At 65.3% G+C, this 16,581-nt stretch carries 16 protein-coding genes; 13 read left to right on the top strand and 3 right to left on the bottom strand.

The features are described 5' to 3' along the window. The first annotated feature begins 162 nt into the window (after positions 1-162). Together ABIG06_RS31560 and ABIG06_RS31555 are read left to right on the top strand one after the other, a co-directional pair. On the top strand, positions 163-960 hold the full coding sequence (locus tag ABIG06_RS31560) for a Spy/CpxP family protein refolding chaperone (RefSeq protein WP_124158295.1): 798 nt from the start codon (positions 163-165) through the stop codon (positions 958-960). 112 nt (positions 961-1,072) lie between these two features. Beyond that, entirely contained in the window at positions 1,073-1,450 is a 378-nt protein-coding gene (locus tag ABIG06_RS31555) for a response regulator (protein ID WP_370139883.1), read from the top strand. 43 nt (positions 1,451-1,493) lie between these two features. Here the strand turns inward: ABIG06_RS31555 and ABIG06_RS31550 are convergent, their stop codons facing one another. Together ABIG06_RS31550 and glk are read right to left on the bottom strand one after the other, a co-directional pair. Continuing rightward, complete coding sequence (locus tag ABIG06_RS31550) at positions 1,494-1,697, bottom strand: hypothetical protein (RefSeq protein ID WP_124158297.1); 204 nt, start codon at positions 1,695-1,697, stop codon at positions 1,494-1,496. Between the two features lie 141 nt (positions 1,698-1,838). After that, positions 1,839-2,810, bottom strand: a complete 972-nt coding sequence (gene glk / locus ABIG06_RS31545; RefSeq protein WP_370139882.1) for a glucokinase — start codon at positions 2,808-2,810, stop codon at positions 1,839-1,841. Between the two features lie 265 nt (positions 2,811-3,075). Here glk and pncA point away from each other — a divergent pair, with 265 nt between their 5' ends. The 11 genes from pncA (at position 3,076) to ABIG06_RS31490 (ending at position 15,486) form a co-directional block, all read left to right on the top strand. Further along, positions 3,076-3,702 carry a bifunctional nicotinamidase/pyrazinamidase gene (gene pncA, locus ABIG06_RS31540; protein WP_370139881.1) on the top strand — a complete coding sequence of 209 codons (627 nt, stop codon included), beginning with the start codon at positions 3,076-3,078 and terminating at the stop codon, positions 3,700-3,702. A 16-nt stretch (positions 3,703-3,718) separates the two neighbouring features. Next, a complete protein-coding gene (locus tag ABIG06_RS31535) occupies positions 3,719-4,834 on the top strand; it encodes an alpha/beta fold hydrolase (protein ID WP_370139880.1) in 1,116 nt (371 codons plus the stop codon). Between the two features lie 144 nt (positions 4,835-4,978). Next, positions 4,979-7,012 carry an NAD(+) synthase gene (locus tag ABIG06_RS31530; RefSeq protein WP_370139879.1) on the top strand — a complete coding sequence of 678 codons (2,034 nt, stop codon included), beginning with the start codon at positions 4,979-4,981 and terminating at the stop codon, positions 7,010-7,012. Positions 7,013-7,049: 37 nt separating this feature from the next. Beyond that, the gene (locus tag ABIG06_RS31525; RefSeq protein WP_124158302.1) at positions 7,050-7,433 is read left to right on the top strand and encodes a GrlR family regulatory protein; all 384 of its coding nucleotides are present in this window, start codon (positions 7,050-7,052) and stop codon (positions 7,431-7,433) included. Positions 7,434-7,535: 102 nt separating this feature from the next. Then, entirely contained in the window at positions 7,536-8,795 is a 1,260-nt protein-coding gene (locus ABIG06_RS31520) for a DUF1236 domain-containing protein (protein WP_370139878.1), read from the top strand. Between the two features lie 454 nt (positions 8,796-9,249). Next, entirely contained in the window at positions 9,250-10,065 is an 816-nt protein-coding gene (locus tag ABIG06_RS31515; RefSeq protein WP_370139877.1) for a sugar phosphate isomerase/epimerase family protein, read from the top strand. A gap of 29 nt (positions 10,066-10,094) precedes the next feature. Beyond that, positions 10,095-11,732, top strand: coding sequence for an ABC transporter substrate-binding protein (locus ABIG06_RS31510; protein ID WP_124161019.1), 1,638 nt, complete (start codon positions 10,095-10,097; stop codon positions 11,730-11,732). Position 11,733: 1 nt separating this feature from the next. Further along, positions 11,734-12,717 carry an ABC transporter ATP-binding protein gene (locus ABIG06_RS31505; protein WP_424578476.1) on the top strand — a complete coding sequence of 328 codons (984 nt, stop codon included), beginning with the start codon at positions 11,734-11,736 and terminating at the stop codon, positions 12,715-12,717. After that, complete coding sequence (locus ABIG06_RS31500) at positions 12,714-13,700, top strand: ABC transporter ATP-binding protein (protein ID WP_424578475.1); 987 nt, start codon at positions 12,714-12,716, stop codon at positions 13,698-13,700. The genes ABIG06_RS31505 and ABIG06_RS31500 overlap by 4 nt, the downstream gene beginning before the upstream one ends. Beyond that, positions 13,700-14,629, top strand: coding sequence for an ABC transporter permease (locus tag ABIG06_RS31495; protein ID WP_370139874.1), 930 nt, complete (start codon positions 13,700-13,702; stop codon positions 14,627-14,629). The genes ABIG06_RS31500 and ABIG06_RS31495 overlap by 1 nt, the downstream gene beginning before the upstream one ends. Beyond that, positions 14,626-15,486: an ABC transporter permease gene (locus ABIG06_RS31490; RefSeq protein WP_370139873.1), complete on the top strand. Its 861-nt coding sequence runs from the start codon at positions 14,626-14,628 to the stop codon at positions 15,484-15,486. The genes ABIG06_RS31495 and ABIG06_RS31490 overlap by 4 nt, the downstream gene beginning before the upstream one ends. Positions 15,487-15,534: 48 nt before the next feature. Here the strand turns inward: ABIG06_RS31490 and ABIG06_RS31485 are convergent, their stop codons facing one another. After that, the gene (locus tag ABIG06_RS31485; RefSeq protein ID WP_370134307.1) at positions 15,535-16,476 is read right to left on the bottom strand and encodes an IS110 family transposase; all 942 of its coding nucleotides are present in this window, start codon (positions 16,474-16,476) and stop codon (positions 15,535-15,537) included. Positions 16,477-16,581 lie beyond the last annotated feature (105 nt).

Here is a 16,581-nt window from a genome sequence, read left to right as displayed (position 1 = left end):
CGCCGCAGTTTCGAATAAGCCTGCATAACCGCTTCGCGTGAAAGACTTTTCCGGCGTGGACAGCAATCGGCTGCGTCTGGACCTCGAAGCGGCGAAAACGATAGAGTTGAAGCCGGCGGGCTTCCGCACGATAGGCTAGGCAGATCGACGATGGAGACGAGGATGATCAATCCGGCACAGCCAGCGCGGCTTTGCGTGCAGCGATGGTTAGCGCTGGGATCCGTGCTCGTGCTGTTGCTCGGTGCCGCCGCGGCGGCGAATGCTCAAGGTTTGGTCAAGGGCGTTCAGGAAGGCGCGGCGGCCGGGAACAAGGCGGCCGGTCCGGTCGGTGGCGTGCTCGGCGGCGCGATCGGCGGCGTGGTCGGCGTCTTCACCGGCGTGCTCGGTGTCGGCAGCAACAACGGCGGCAATCAGCCGCCAGCCGCCAAGGAAGTCGCCAGGGACGCCAAGCAGCAGGGCGCGGCCAAGGACAAGGATGCCAAGAGCACCAAGGCGGGCAAGGGTGCCAAGGCGAGCAAGGAGGCGAAGAACGCGCCGCAGGACAACAAGGGCACCAAAGACAATAAGGATGTCACGGTCCTCACCCAGACCGGCGCCCCGCAGCTCACCGCCGAGCAGATCGTCGCCAACAGCGATTCCTACATCGAGCGAATCAAGAGTCAGCTGAATCTCACGCCGGATCAGGAGAAGCACTGGTACGGCTTCTCGAGCGCGATGCACTATCTCGGGCATAATGGTGCAGAGCGGCTCAACCTCCGGGTTGCGCGCGCCAAGCGGGATCCGCCCGACGACATCATCGAGCAGATGCGAAACGAGGCCCAGTTCCTGATCGATCGCGCCGCCGACCAGCGCAACGTGGCCGACGCCGCCGAACCGCTCTATTCGAGCCTCGACGACAAGCAGAAGCAGGTCTTCATTCAGGAGATGGTGCGCCTCAGCCACGAGCGCGGATTGGATTGATCAAGTTGAATCGGCTCGCTCGCGTCTGAATTAACGGCGTCCGCCACGAATTCGTGAATCCTCTCCGCAATTCGGGTATGGTTAGCTTCGTAAGGCTGACTGCGGGGGTGATATGGCGGACGGACTCTCCGTTTTCCTGGTCGAAGACGAGGCGTTGATCCGGATGATGATCGCCGACATGGTGGAGGAACTCGGCCACCACGTCGTCGCGGAAGCGGACAATGTGCGCGACGCCAGCGCGTTTGCTATGACCGCGCAGTACGATATGGCCATCCTCGATATCAACCTCATGGGCGTCTACGTCGATCCCGTCGCCGACCTGATCGAACGTCGCGGAAAACCGTTTTTCTTCGCCACAGGCTACGGGCCGGAACTGCTGCCGTCCTTGCTTCGGCGCAGGCCGATCCTGCGCAAGCCGATCGCAATGGATCAGCTCAAGGCGATGATCGATTCGATGTTTCCCGAGCCGTCAGCCAAAATTCCGGGCTGACCGATCACGCCCAAGGCGCGCGCCAGAGAGCGATCCAGTCGGCTCAGTTGCGACCATTCCTCAAAACCCTGGCAATGGTGTGGGCTGTCATGGCTGCGCGGTCCGACGCGCGCTGGGCAGCCAGCCGGTCACGCGCCTTTTCCTCGATCAGGAGCTCGATCAGGGCCAAACGCTTGTCTTCGTTGTCCGCTTCGCTCAGCAGACGGTGATAGCGGTGATAGTCGAAACCCAAATCCTGCTTACGCATGCCACGCCCCCGCAACTACGCCGCGCATGCTTGAATTGTTTCTTATCTGAAACATGCACGCAAGCACGTTCCCCCTGGAACCGGGCGGGTGCTGAATCATCTGTGAATTACTGAACCGCGGGCGGCGGAGAACACTCATCCTCAGTCCGCAGTGTGGTCGGCAAACATCTTCAGGCCGACGAAGCTCGCATCGGGCTTGATCACGAGCCTGGTCGGGATGTTGCGAAGATAGTCCTGGAAGCGTCCCTTCGCTTCAAAGCGTGCGCGGAACGCCGAGGCCGCTAGGAACTCGCGAAAGCGCGGCACGATTCCGCCGGCGATATAGACGCCGCCCCGGGCGCCGAAGGTCACCGCGAGATTGCCGGCAACCGAGCCGAGGGTGGCGCAAAACATCTCCAGCGTCGCGCGGCTGACAGGACAGCTGCCGTCCAGCGCAGCCTTGGTGATGGCGGCGGCATCGCGGTGCGGCACCTGTACGCCGTCGATCTCGGCCAACGCTTCATAGAGGTTCTGCAGTCCGGAACCCGAGAGTGCGCCGCGCTCGATGGAGACATGGCCGAGGCGCCGGCGCAAGCAGGCAATCACGCGTTCCTCGCGCTCGTTCTCCGCTGGCAGGGTCGCGTGTCCGGCCTCGGTGACGACGGCCAGCCGCGAACCATGGCGTTCGATCAGACAGGAGACACCAAAACCAGTTCCGGGCCCGACGACCAGCAACGGCTCTCCGGGCAAGCCATCGCCGCCGCCGAGCGGGATCAGATCGGCAGGCTGCAAGGCGGGCAGGGACCAGGCCACCACCTCGAAGTCGTTCAGCACATGGACGCTGTCGAAGCAAAGCGCGGGCTGCAGCTCGTTGCCGTCGATGACCCAGGGGCTGTTGGTCATGACGCAGCGGTTGTTGGTGACAGGACCCGCCACGGCAAGCACCGCTCTTTGGAGCTGCTCGCCGCCTGACCGGCGCGCCAGCACATCCGCGATGGCTTCCCGTATGGTCGGGAAGTCGGCGACCTTCACGTAATCGATCGGTCCGGTCTGACCATTCCGGCTCAGCGCGAAGCGCGCATTGGTGCCGCCGATATCGGCGAGAAGAATTGTTCCTGTCTTGCCGATGCCCATGGCCCTGCGGCTTCCGCGGCCTTGCCGGCCCTCGGGAACCTTTGCCTCCGTTCCTGATCGATCCGCAAGCGCGGACGGTCTGAGAATCCTCGCTTGGTTGTTCCTAGTCAACACGGATAGGGTCGAACCGTTGCATTCTGGACAAATCCTAGCCGTCAGCGCGGTATCGCCGCACGCGGTCGGTGGTTGCTAAGCGGCGCCGGAAGATCGACATTGGGAGGAAGCATCCGGCGCCTGACGCCGGGCGGATGGATTGGGGCCTGATATGAAGATTTCCGACCGCGACGTGCTGCTGGTGATCGACGTACAGAACGACTTCTGCACCGGCGGGGCGCTCGCCGTTCCCAGTGGCGAGAAGGTCGTCCCCGCCATCAACCGGATCGCCCAAAAATTTGACAATGTGGTGCTGACCCAGGACTGGCATCCGAGCGATCACGTCTCGTTCGCGTCGAACCATGCGGGCAAGGAGCCGTTCCAGGCCATCGAGCTCGACTACGGCACGCAGGTGCTATGGCCGGTGCATTGCGTGCAAGGCACGGCGGGCGCTGAATTTCATCGCGATCTCGACATGACGCGGGCGAGCCTCGTGGTGCGCAAGGGCTTTCGCCGTGGCATCGATTCCTATTCGGCGCTGTTCGAAAACGACCATCGGACGCCGACAGGACTGCTTGGCTATCTGCGCGAACGCGAACTGAAGACCGTCTTCGTCGCCGGTCTGGCGCTGGACTTCTGCGTCCGCTTCTCGGCGGAGGACGCGCGTCAGGCGGGGCTGGAGGTGGCCGTCATCGAGGATGCCTGCCGTGGCATCGATCTCGACGGCTCGGTGGCCGCCACCCATCAAAGTTTCAGGGACCGCGGCATCGCTGTCGTCAGCCTCGAGGCGTTCCTGTGAGGATATCGAGGTAGCCATGGTGGAGAAGGCCCCCAGACAGCCACGTGGACCAGGGCTTGCTCCTGACGATCCACGGCTGTGGCCGTTTGCGGCGGCGCAGCTCGCCATGGATGCCTGCTTCTGGTGGCTGGAGCGCGGACCCGCGAAGCAGGGAGAGAGCAGCCTGGCATGGACGACGCCCAACCGCGTTGCCCTGGAGCTCGCAACGATGCAGCTGCGCGATTGCTCGCGGACCCGGTCCGGCCAGCCGGCGCTGGTCTGCGCCCCCTATGCGCTGCATCGGGCCCTGATCGCCGATTTCGCGCCGGGCCATAGCGTGGTACAGTCACTGCAAGAGGGCGGTGTCGACCGGGTCTATGTCACCGACTGGCGGTCGGCCACCCCCGGCATGCGCTATCTCTCGATCGACAGCTATCTCGGTGATCTGAACGTCGCCATCGACGAGATTGGCGCGCCGGTCGATCTCGTCGGCCTTTGCCAGGGCGGATGGCTGTCGCTGCTCTACGCGGCGCGCTTTCCGGCCAAGGTGCGGCGGCTGGTCCTGGTCGGTGCTCCCGTGGACTTGTCGATTGATTCCTCGCTATCCAGGCTCGCCCGCAACGCGCCCGAGCTGGTCTATGAGCAGCCCGTCGCGCGCGGCGGCGGCAATGTCAGCGGCGAGGAGATGCTGCGCTTGTGGTCCCGAGCGCCGAACCGCGACGATATCGTTGCGGCGTTGCAGCGGGATCTCTCGGACGAGCAGGGCACGGCGCTGCTCGCGCGCTTCGACCGATGGAACGCCGAGACGCTCAATCTGCCGGGCGCCTATTATCTCGAGATCGTCAACGGGATTTTCCGGGAGAACCGGATTGCCGGGGGCAGCTTCGTCGCGCTCGGCCGGCCGATCGATCTGAAGGACGTCAAGGCGCCGATCTTCCTGCTGGCCGGGCTCGACGACGGCGTGGTGCCGGCAACGCAAGCGCTCGCCACGGCCAATCTCGTCGGCACGCCGCCAGCCTTCATTGCGGCGGCATCCGAGCCCAGCAATCATCTCGGCCTGTTCATGGGGGCGCGCACCCACGCGCATGCCTGGCCGCGGGTTGCCGAGTGGCTGCGCGGCGATCTGCCCGGCGTGCTGGCCCGCAGCGCCTGAGGTCGCCGGCTCTGGACCGGCCGGGGCGCAAATCCGTTATGCATGACGGCGGATGGCCTGCACGGGGCCAGACCGATGGGTTACATATGAATCTGACCCGACGGTCGGTGTCCGCCGGGAAGAGACTTAAGGGTACTGCGCTCGATGACTTTCCACTCGATTTACGCTCACGGATTTGCGCGGGTGGCGGCCTGTGTCACTACCTCTCATGTCGCCGATCCCACGGCCAACGTGAAGGCTGTCCTGGCGGCGGCCGAGGCCTGCCACGAGCAGTCGGCGGCGGTCGCCGTCTTTCCCGAGCTGTGCCTGTCCGGCTATGCGATCGAAGACTTGGTTAAGCAGGATCCGCTGCTCGATGCAGTCGAGCGCGGGCTGGCCGCGATCGTCGAGGCCTCCGCGGGGCTGATGACGGTCCTGATCGTCGGGGCGCCGCTGCGCTTTGGTCATCGCATCTACAACTGCGCCGTCGTCATTCATCGCGGCAACGTCCTCGGCGTGGTGCCGAAATCCTATCTGCCGACCTATCGCGAGTTCTATGAGGGACGCCATTTCGCCTCCGGCGCCGGCATCGTCGGCGAGACGATCGCCTTCGGCGGCCTGCACGCGCCGTTCGGCATGGATCTCCTGTTCGCCGCCGAGGACGTTCCGGGCCTCACCATCGGCGTCGAGATCTGCGAGGACATGTGGATTCCGGTGACGCCGGCTTCGGAGCTCGCGCTCGCGGGTGCGAGTGTTCTGATCAATCTTTCGGGGAGCCCGATCACGATCGGCCGGGCACGCTCGCGCGCGCTGCTGTGCCAATCGACGTCGGCGCGCTGTCTTGCGGCTTACGTCTATGCGGCCGCCGGCGCAGGGGAATCGACCACCGATCTCGCCTGGGACGGCCAGACCTCGATCTACGAGGACGGGGTGCTGCTGGCCGAGGGCGAGCGGTTTCGCCAGGGCGGCCAGATCACGCTGGCCGATGTCGACCTCGACCTGCTCAGGCAGGAACGCGCGCTGATGGGAACGTTCGACGACAACCGGCGGCAGCGCGAGGCCTTTTACCGCAAAGTGACATTCGCGCTGAAGCCGCCGGCCGCTGACATCGGTTTCCTGCGCAAGGTCGAGCGCTTTCCGTTCGTGCCGAGCGACGAGAGCCTGCTCGAGCAGGATTGCTACGAGGCCTACAACATCCAGGTCGCCGGGCTCGTGCAGCGCATGCGCGCGACCGGCACCAAGCGCGTCGTGATCGGCGTGTCCGGTGGCCTCGATTCCACCCATGCATTGATCGTCGCCGCCAAGGCGGTCGACCTGCTCGGTCTGCCGCGCGAAAACATCCTGGCCTACACCATGCCGGGCTTTGCCACCGGCAGCGAGAGCAAGTCCCATGCGCTGGCGCTGATGCAGGCGTTGCGGACAAGCTGGCAGGAGCTCGACATCCGCACCACTGCAACCCAGATGCTGAAGGACATCGGCCATCCCTTCGGCAAGGGCGAGAAGGTCTACGACGTCACCTTCGAGAACGTGCAGGCGGGCCTTCGCACGGATTATCTGTTTCGGCTCGCCAACCATCACGGCGGCATCGTCATTGGAACCGGCGATCTCTCCGAGCTCGCGCTGGGCTGGTGCACCTATGGTGTCGGCGACCAGATGGCGCATTACAACGTCAATGCAGGCGTGCCGAAGACGCTGATCCAGCACCTGATCCGATGGGTGATCTCATCCAGGCAGTTCAGCGACGACGTCAACCGGACGCTTGGCGCGATTCTGGCCGCTGAAATCTCGCCCGAACTGGTGCCGGTGCAGCCCGGCGACAAACCGCAGAGCACGGAAGCGTCCGTCGGGCCTTACGAGCTGCAGGATTTCAACCTGTTCTACACGCTGCGGTTCGGCATGCGGCCCTCCAAGATCGCCTTCATGGCTTTCCACGCGTGGAAGGAGGTCGCCAAGGGCGAGTGGCCGCCAGCATTCCCGAACGATCGGCGCAGGGCCTATGATCTGCCGGAGATCCGCCGCTGGCTGGAAGTGTTCCTGCGCCGCTTCTTCGCCTTCAGCCAGTTCAAGCGCTCGGCCATGCCGAATGGGCCGAAGGTCTCGGCCGGCGGCTCCCTGTCGCCGCGCGGTGACTGGCGCGCGCCGTCGGATTCGAGCGCGGCCGCCTGGCTCGAGGATCTGGAAAGGAACGTGCCGAACTGATCGGCGTCGCCAATCGGGAGTATCGGGAGAGGATCTGATGTCGGATGCCGGCGCGTCAGAGGCAGGTGGGGAAAGCAAGGTCGTAAACGGCCTCTACATCTTCGATATCGAGATGCGCGACGGCAAGCGCGGGCAGGCGAGAGGCGTGGTCGTGCTCTGCGACGGCCGCATCATGGGGGGCGACAGCTATTTCTACTACACCGGCAGCTACACCTTCCGGAACGGCAAGTGGCGTGGCGACTTGGTCGTCAACCAGCACACCGAGTCGATCGGCAGGACGCTTGCATTCGGCGGCAGGGAGGTCACCTGCGGCTTCTCCGGCGACTATTCTTCCGGCGGTGCGGAGGTCGAAGGCATGGCGCTGGTCGGCAAGACCAGCGTGACGTTCATGGCGCGACTAACGCTCAAGGATGCGATGTGAACGTGACCCGATCCGCTCACTGACCGTTACGTTCCCGCTCAGGAACCTTCGCAAGGACAGAACGTTCGCGTCTGTCGTTGAGAATTTTCGAGGAGAGGGACCATGCGTAAACACCTGATGTTATCGACTGCGGCCATCGGACTCATGCTCGCATCCGGCTTCGCCTACGCTCAGGCGCCCGGTGAGCGAAGGGACGAGCCGAAACGAACGGAGGAACCGGCAAAAGGCGCTGCGCCACAGCGCGGCGGTCCGGCTCAAGAGCGCGTTCAAGAGCGCGCGCAGGGCGCTCAGGAGCGGCTGCAGGGTGCGGGCCGCGAACAGAAGGGCGGTGCTGCCAAGCAGGAGGCGAACGACGACAAGCGGCAGCCAGCCAGTTCTGCCGAGCGCAACCAACCGAAGACGAGGGATCAGATACAAGAATCCCGAGAGCCTTCGCGCGATCGCAACCGCGAGGCTGAGAGCGCGAAGCCGGGACGCGACAGCGGCAAGAGCAGCGCGGAGACGAAGCAGGACAAGTCTGCGCCGCAGAAATCAACGGCCGAGTCCGAGAAGTCCAGGACCGCCCCAACTGGCCAGCAGAACGAGCGCACGGGAGCTGCGGCCAACCAGAACGAGCGCAACCAGGCCCAGCCGCCGCGCAATGCGGCCGAGCAACAGCAGCCGGCGCAACAGACCAACCGGCCGGCCACCGCGAGCGATACGAACCGGACGGCTCCGGCCAGCAATGCGCAGAGCGCACCCGGCACCTCGGCCACGCAGACCAACCAAGCCAATCAGACCACGCAGACAAACACGCAGGTCAATCAGCAGGCCCAGGTGACGTCGGAGAAGCAGGTGCGGATCTCCGAAACGGTGAGCCGCGCGCGGCTGGCGCAGCCGGAGCGCAATCTGAACATCTCGATCCGGGTCGGCGAGACAATTCCCTCGCGCGTGCGTCTCCATAGGCTTCCGCCCGAGATCGTCTCGATCGAGCCCGCATATCGAGACTACGAATATTTCGCGACGGAGGACGAGGTCGTTATTGTCGAGCCGCGGACGCATCGCATCGTCAGCCAGGTGCCCCGCGATCCGTCGCGGGCCCGTGCTCAAATGGGCGGCAGCGCCACGTCGAGCATGGCGGCGGCCGGCGGGAGCAATGTGAACTGCCAGATCATGCGGCGTGACGCCTCGGGCAATGTCGCCCAAGCGGAACCCTCAACCGTTGGCTCGACTGCACGCACCGATTCCTTGAGCGTGACGGTCCAGATGCCCGACGGCGGCTCGTCCGCGCCGATCGCGCTCGGTGCTCCCGCGGGCAACATCGTGGTCGCAACGCAAGGGCAGGGCGACTGCACGGTGACGATCGAGCCGCAGAGGCGCTGACTGCAACGACGCTGAAACGACAACGCGCCGCCCGGCAGAAACCAGCCGGGCGGCGCGATTGCGTTCGATGTCGAAAGTTTCGAGGTCCGGAGTGCCTAGGAGTCCGGACCTCGTCACCTTGCCCCAGCCTTAGATCCCCCGCCCCATGTGGTTGCCCCCAGCCCCGTGGTGCGCGATCAGAAGGTGATGCCTCTTGAAGTGCCGCCGATCGATGTCGCGCGATTTACGCGAGATCTGAATAGGATTCAAATCCGGATCACTACGGACACGATTGAACTTCCTGCTGCGGGAATCTGCAGATGCCTGCATTGACGGCAGCACCGCTGCTCAACATGTTGCTTGCAATGCGCAGGATGTCCACATCTCGTCGGCGCCGGCGAAGACACATTCACGGGCCTGTCATTGAACTGGTCTAGCGCTGCTCCCGTCATCGCTGACGGTGAAGGAGCAAGCTATGTCGAAGCCGGTGCTGGGCGCCGCATTGTCCATCAAATCGATTCCCGCGCATCGCGACTGGCTTCTCGAACGGCAGCGCGATCTCGAGATCCAGGATTTTTTCCGCGCCGATCTGCTCGACAGCGATTGGCGGAGCACGGCAAGCGAGACCAAGCAGATGCTTTCCGGCCATAGCGGCCGGCTCGGCATCCACGGCCCGTTCTGGGGGTTCAAGATCGACAGCCACGATCCGATGATCCGTCAGGCGGTGACCAAGCGTCTGCTTCAGGGGCTGGATGCCGCCGAGTTCCTCGGCGCGACGCAGATGGTGATTCACTCGCCGTTCACGACCTGGGACCACAACAATCTCGATCTCTATCCGGATAACCGCGGCAATATCGTCGAACGCGTCAAGGCGACGCTCGCCGAGGTGATCGCGCGCGCTGAAACCATCGGCTGCGAGATCGTCATCGAGAACATCGAGGACAAGGATCCGCGCGACCGCGTGCGCCTCGCCAAGGCGCTCGAGAGCAGCAAGGTCCGCGTCTCGCTCGACACCGGGCACGCCAACTACGCGCATGTCTCCACCGGAGCGCCGCCGGTCGACTACTATGTCGAGACCGCCGGCGACATGCTGACGCATGTGCACCTTCAGGACACCGACGGCTTCGCCGACCGGCACTGGGCGCCGGGCGAAGGCAATATCCCGTGGGTCGCCGTATTCCGCGCCCTTGGCCGGCTGACTTCAAATCCGCGGCTGATCCTCGAGCTCCGCAACCACGATGATGTCCGCGCCGGCGCCGCCCATCTCGCCGCGCTCGGCCTCGCCGAATAACCGTCATCATAAAGGGCAGGGTCATCATCATGAGCAAGCTCACCCGTCGCACCATCCTGAAATCCGGCGGCATTGCCGCGAGCACGCTGCTGCTCCCGCGTTTTGCGATCGCGCAAGACGACAACCGTCCGTCGGTCACGATCGCCGTGCAGAAGGTCACCAATTCGAACGTGCTCGACGTGCTGCGCGAGCAGTCCAACGTCGGCGAGCGTGTATTCTTCTCCTCGATCTGGGAAGGCCTGATCTCCAAGAACTGGCGTGGCAATCTCGAAGCCGTGCCTGGCCTTGCCACCGAATGGCGCCGCATCGACGATCAGACCGTCGAGGTGAAGCTGCGCCAGGGCGTCAAGTTCCACAATGGCGACGAGCTGACGGCGGACGACGTCGTCTTCACCTTCAGCCGTGAACGCATGTTCGGCGAGACCGAGGCCAAGAACCGCTCCACCATCAAGGCGTTCGAGAAGATCCCGACGCCGCGGCCGGGCAAGGAGCTGCCGCCGGATGTGCCGGCCGTCGCCCGCCGCATCTGGCCGGACCTCGTGCGCGTCGATGCCGTCGACAAGTACACCGTGCGCTTCTACAACGCGACGCCGGACGTCACCATCGAGGGTCGGCTGTCGCGCTACGGCTCCGACATCATGAACCGCCGCGCCTGGGATGAGTCCGCGAGCTATCTCGACTGGGCACGCAAGCCGATCACCACCGGCCCCTACAAGGTCGTCGAGCTCAAGCCCGACGTCTCGCTCGCGCTCGAAGCCCACGACGAATATTGGGGTGGCCGTCCGCCGCTCAAGCGCATCCGCTTCCTCGAAGTGCCTGAAGTCGCGAGCCGCATCAACGGTCTGTTGTCGGGCGAATACCAGTTCGCCTGCGACATCCCGCCGGACCAGATCGCCGGCATCGAGAAGAACGCCGCGTTCGAAGTGCAGGGCGGCACCATCCTCAATCATCGCCTGACGGTGTTCGACAAGAACCACGCCCAGCTCGCCAATCCGCTGGTGAGGCGCGCGTTCACTCATGCGATCGACCGCCAGGCCATCGTCGATAGCCTGTGGGCCGGCCGCACCCGCGTGCCGAAAGGCCTGCAGTGGGAATTCTACGGCGACATGTTCAACGCCGACTGGAGCGTGCCCGCGTATGATCCGAAGCTTGCGCAGGATCTGCTCAAGCAGGCCAATTACAAGGGCGATCCGATTCCCTATCGCCTGCTCAACAACTATTACACCAACCAGGTCGCGACGGCGCAGATCCTGGTCGAGATGTGGAAGTCGGTCGGCCTCAACGTGCAGATCGAGACCAAGGAGAACTGGTCGCAGGTCATGGAGCGGGGGCCCGCGCGCGCTGTGCGCGACTGGTCGAACTCGGCCGCGTTCAACGATCCCGTGTCCTCGCTGGTCGCCCAGCACGGGCCGAACGGCCAGCAGCAGCAGATTGGCGAATGGACCAATGTCGAGCTGAACAAGCTGTCGGAGTTCCTGGAAACCTCGACCGACCGCGCCGCCCGCAAGAAGGCGTTCCGCCGGATGCTGGAGATCGCCGAGCGCGAAGACCCCGCCTACACGGTGCTGCACCAGAACGCGACCTTCACGGCCAAGCCGAAATCGATCAAGTGGAAGGCATCCCCCGCCTTCGCGATGGATTTCCGTGCCGGCAATTTCGAGGCCTGACGTGGTGCCGTTGGTCAGCATTGCAGGCCTGAGCGTCGCCTTCAGCGGCGTGCCGGTCCTGCGCGGCGTCGATCTTGCCTTGCAGAAGGGCGAGGCCCTTGGCCTCGTCGGCGAGTCCGGGTCGGGCAAGTCGGTCACATGGCTCGCCGCGCTGGGCCTCTTGCCGCGCCATGCGCAGGTCTCCGGCTCGGTGCGGCTCGAGGGACGCGAGATCTTCGGCGCGCCCGCCACTGCGCTTGATCGCGTGCGGGGCGGACGGATTGCCATGATCTTCCAGGATCCGGCGAGCGCGCTCAACCCGGTGCTGACCATCCGCAAGCAACTCTGCGAAGCACTGGCCCTGCATCGTGATCTCCAAGGCAACGCCGTGAAGGCGGAAGCGCGACGGCTGCTCGATCTCGTCGGCATTCCCGACGCGGCGCGGCGGTTAGAGGCCTATCCGCACGAATTCTCCGGCGGCCAAGTCCAGCGCATCATGATCGCGATGGCGCTGGCCGGAAATCCCGATCTCCTGATCGCGGATGAGCCGACCACGGCGTTAGATGCCACCATCCAGGCCCAGATCCTGGAGCTGCTCTCCACGGTCCGCCGCGAGCTCGGCATGGCGATGGTGCTGATCAGCCACGATCTCGGCGTCGTCGCCGAGATCTGCGAACGCGTCGCGGTGATGTATGCCGGACGCATCGTCGAGCAGGCGCCCAGCAACCAGCTGTTCGCCGATCCCGTGCATCCCTATGCGCAAGGGCTGATCGGTGCGCTGCCGCCGCTCGACGGTCCGCGCCGGCGTCTCACCGCTATTCCCGGGACGGTGCCTGATCCGGCGCACATGCCAAGCGGCTGCGCCTTCGCGCCGCGCTGCACGCTGGCGGCCGAACCGTGCGGCCTTGCCGCTCCGAGCCTGGCGCCGATCGCGGATGACCGCAGCGTCGCCTGCATCCGCGCCGAGGCCTCGCGCCGCGCGCTGCTTGGGATCGCGGCCGAATGAGTCCACCGCTCGTCGAGGTGTCCGCGATCTCGCGCAGCTACGCCATGCGTTCCGGAACGTTCGGCCGCAGCGCGGCCGTTCATGCCGTCGATGGCGTGTCGCTCGCGATTGCCAAGGGCGAAACGCTGGGTCTCGTCGGCGAGTCCGGCTCGGGCAAGTCGACCACGGGGCGCATCGTGCTCGGCCTCGAGCCGCCCGATAGAGGCGAAGTGCGCTTCCAGGGCAAGCCGATGGCTGCTGCCGGGACGGCCGCCTGGCGCGCGCAGCGTGCGCGCATGCAGATGATCTTCCAGGATCCGCTCGGCGCGCTGGACCGGCGCCTGCCGGTGGCGACACAAATCCGCGAGCCGCTGGACATCCACGGCCTCGGCACGCCCGCGGAGCGCGAGGAGCGCGTTCGCGAGTTGTTTCGCGCCGTCGAGCTGACGCCGGCGCATGGCGGGCGCTACCCGGGCGCACTGTCCGGCGGCCAGCGCCAACGCATCGTGCTGGCGCGCGCGCTCGCCACCAAGCCTGATTTCCTGGTCTGCGACGAGCCGGTCAGCGCGCTCGACGTCTCGATCCAGGCGCAGGTGGTGAACCTGCTCGCCGATCTTCAGGCCCGGCTGTCGCTGACGCTGCTGTTCATCAGCCACGATCTGCGCGTCGTCAGGCAGATCAGCAATGTCGTGGCCGTGATGTATCTCGGCCGCATCGTCGAGATCGGCAGCGCCGACGACCTGTTCGCGCGGTCCGAGCATCCCTACACCCAGGCGCTGGTCTCTGCATCGCCCGCGCCCGGCCGCCGCAGCGCCGGCCGCATCGTGCTATCAGGCGATCCGCCGAACCCGGCGGCACGGCCGAACGGCTGCGCCTTCCACCCGCGCTGTCCGCGCGCGATCGCGCGCTGTGCGAGCGAGGTGCCGACGCTCGCGGCCGTCGGCGGCAATCGGCAGGTCGCCTGTCATCTCGTCACGGGCGCCGCGACACGGGACGCAGCCTGATGGGACGCTATTTCGCCATTCGGATCGGGCGCGCGGCCCTGACGATTGTGCTCGTCGTCACCTTCGCCTTCATCGTGCTGCGGCTGTCGGGCGATCCCGCGCTGATGATCCTGGGACCGGAGGCGCCGCCGGAGGTGCTCGCCGCATTCCGGAAGGCGTGGGGTCTCGATGATCCGATCTGGGCTCAATATTTCGATTATTTCGGCGCCATCGCCAAGGGCGAGCTTGGCCGTTCGATGCGCGACGGACGACCCGCGATCGAGCTCGTGCTGGAGCGCATCCGGGCGACGCTGGCGCTGACGCTGCCGGCCTTCGCCTTCAAGGTCGCGCTCGGCATTCCCGCCGGCATCTACGCCGCGCTGCATCGCGGCTCCGCGATCGACCGCGCCGTGATGATGACGGCGGTGGCCGGATTCACGGTGCCAAGCTTCGTGCTGGCGCTGCTGCTGGTGCTCGTCTTTGCCGTGCAGCTCGGCTGGCTGCCGTCTGGCGGACAGGACAGCTGGCGCCACGCCATCCTGCCGATCGCAACCCTCAGCCTCGGCGGCGCTGCGGTGCTGGCGCGCTTCACCCGCAGCGCGATGCTGGAGGTGCTCGGGCAGCCCTATATCCGAACCGCCTCGGCCAAGGGGGTGCCGTGGCGCAAGTTGGTGACGTCGCACGCGCTGCCGAACGCGGCGATCCCGACCGTCACCATTTTGGGCTTCATGGTCGGCACCCTGATCGCGGGCGCGGTCGTGGTGGAAAGCGTGTTCGCCTGGCCAGGGGTAGGGCGGCTCCTCGTCGTCGCCGTCGCCAATCGCGATCTCGCGGTCGTGCAGTGCATCCTGTTGCTGGTCGCGATGACCATGGTGACGTCCAACCTGATCGTCGACTTCCTCTACGGCTTCCTCGACCCGCGCCTGCGCGCGAAAGGAGCCCACGCATGACCGACGCGACGCTGAAGGATACCTCTATCCGCCGCCGCATCAGCCTGCCGGCAATTCCGGTCTCGGTCGCGCTGGCGATCAGTTGGATCGTCGCGATGCTGCTGATCGCGGCATTCGCGGAGAACATCGCGCCTTACGGCTTCACCCAGCTCGACCTGCGCAACCGCCTCGCGGCGCCCGGCAATGCCGCGCACTGGCTGGGCACCGATGAGCTTGGCCGGGACGTGCTGTCGCGGCTTCTCGTCTCCATCCGCATCTCGCTGCTGATCGCGTTCGGCGCCACCGCGATCTCGGCGATCGTCGGCACCACGCTGGGCTTCCTCGCCGCGCATTTCCGCGGCGCCGTGGAGCAACTCGTGCTGATGCTGACCGACTTCCAGGCCAGCATGCCCTTCCTGATCATGGCGCTGGCCGTGCTCGCCTTCTTCGGCAATTCGCTGCCGTTGCTGACTGGCCTGATGGGCCTGTTCGGCTGGGAGCGCTATGCTCGCATCGCGCGGGGCCTTGCCATCTCCGCCAATGCACAAGGCTATGCGGCGGCCGTCCGCCAGTTGGGGGCGACGCCGTCACGGATTTACCTCCGTCATATCCTGCCCAACATCGCCTCGACCCTGATCGTCTCGACCACGCTGGTCTTCCCCGAGGTGATCCTGATGGAATCCGGCCTGTCCTTCCTTGGCCTCGGCGTGCAACCGCCGATGACCAGCCTCGGCAACATGGTCGGCTACGGCCGGGAATACCTGACGCGGGCACCATGGATCATGCTGGCGCCGGCCGCCACGATCGTCGTCACCACGCTGGCCGTCTCCGTGATCGGCGACTGGCTGCGCGACCGGCTGGATCCGACGCTGCAATAAGGGTAGGGGTCTCGTGTCCCGGACGCGCAAAGCGCGAGCCGGCAACTGTTATGTTGATGGTGCGATTTTATAGGGTTTTCGGTCGCGCAGCATTGCGTTGAGGATGGTCAGCAGCTTCCTTGCGACAGCAATGAGGGCGAGCTTTGCTGGTTTGCCGGCCAGACGGAGCCGGTCATAGAAGATTTTGAAGTGATCGGCGCGACGAACGGCGTTGAGAGCAGCCATGTAGAGGGCGTCGCGGACGCGCTTTCGTCCGCCGCCGATCTTGCGCTTGCCACGATAAGCCCCGCTATCGACATTGAAGGGAGCCAGGCCGGCAAGAGCGGCCACCTCCTTTGGCCCGAGACGCCCAAGTTCGGGCATCTGGGTGAGGAGTTGCATGCAAGCGACGGGTCCCACGCCGGGCACCGAGCGCATCAACTGTGCATCATTGGCAAGCTCCGGTTCGGCTTTGACGAGCGCATGAATCTCAGTGTCGATTTCGGCGATCTCATCATTGAGGACCTCGATGAGGCGAGCGATGCGTTCCACCATGGCGCGGTCCTCGGCTTCGCTGCGGCGGTTCTTTTCCTGGGCCCTCATGGCAACCAGTTGGTCCCGCCGTTTTGCAAGCCTTGCCAAAGTGTTGCGAGCAGGCGTCGCGGCCTGCTCGGTGGCGGGCTTCATGGCGCGGGCAAAGGCCGCCAGCATCCGCGCATCGATCGGATCGGTCTTGGCGAGCTGGCCGCTGGCGCGGGCAAAGTCGCGGGCACGGGCCGGATTGATCCGGGCAAAGCGGATGCCGGCCCGATGCAGGGCCTCCCGAAGCTCGAGGTCATAGACCCCCGTAGCCTCGAAGACGATCAGCGCATCACATCGCCAACGCGCCACCAGCTGTGTGATGGCCTGTGGCGCGTTGGCGATGCGTTCCGCTACGCCGATGGCCTCATCGAAAATATCAAGGTGATGTTTGGAGATGTCGATCCCGACGCAACGAGAGGATATGATCACGGTGCCTGTCCCTGTGATGCGAGGTCTGTTGACGCAGCCTCGTGCAACTGTTCAGGTTGATAGATGGAACGGGCGGGAGACCGAGCCGGCTCACGGCGTCAAGCG

This window comes from Bradyrhizobium sp. USDA 326, from assembly GCF_049739485.1.
Lineage (GTDB): Bacteria > Pseudomonadota > Alphaproteobacteria > Rhizobiales > Xanthobacteraceae > Bradyrhizobium.
The sequence above is the reverse complement of the archived record's forward strand: the minus strand, read 5'-3'. Positions and strand labels throughout refer to the sequence as shown.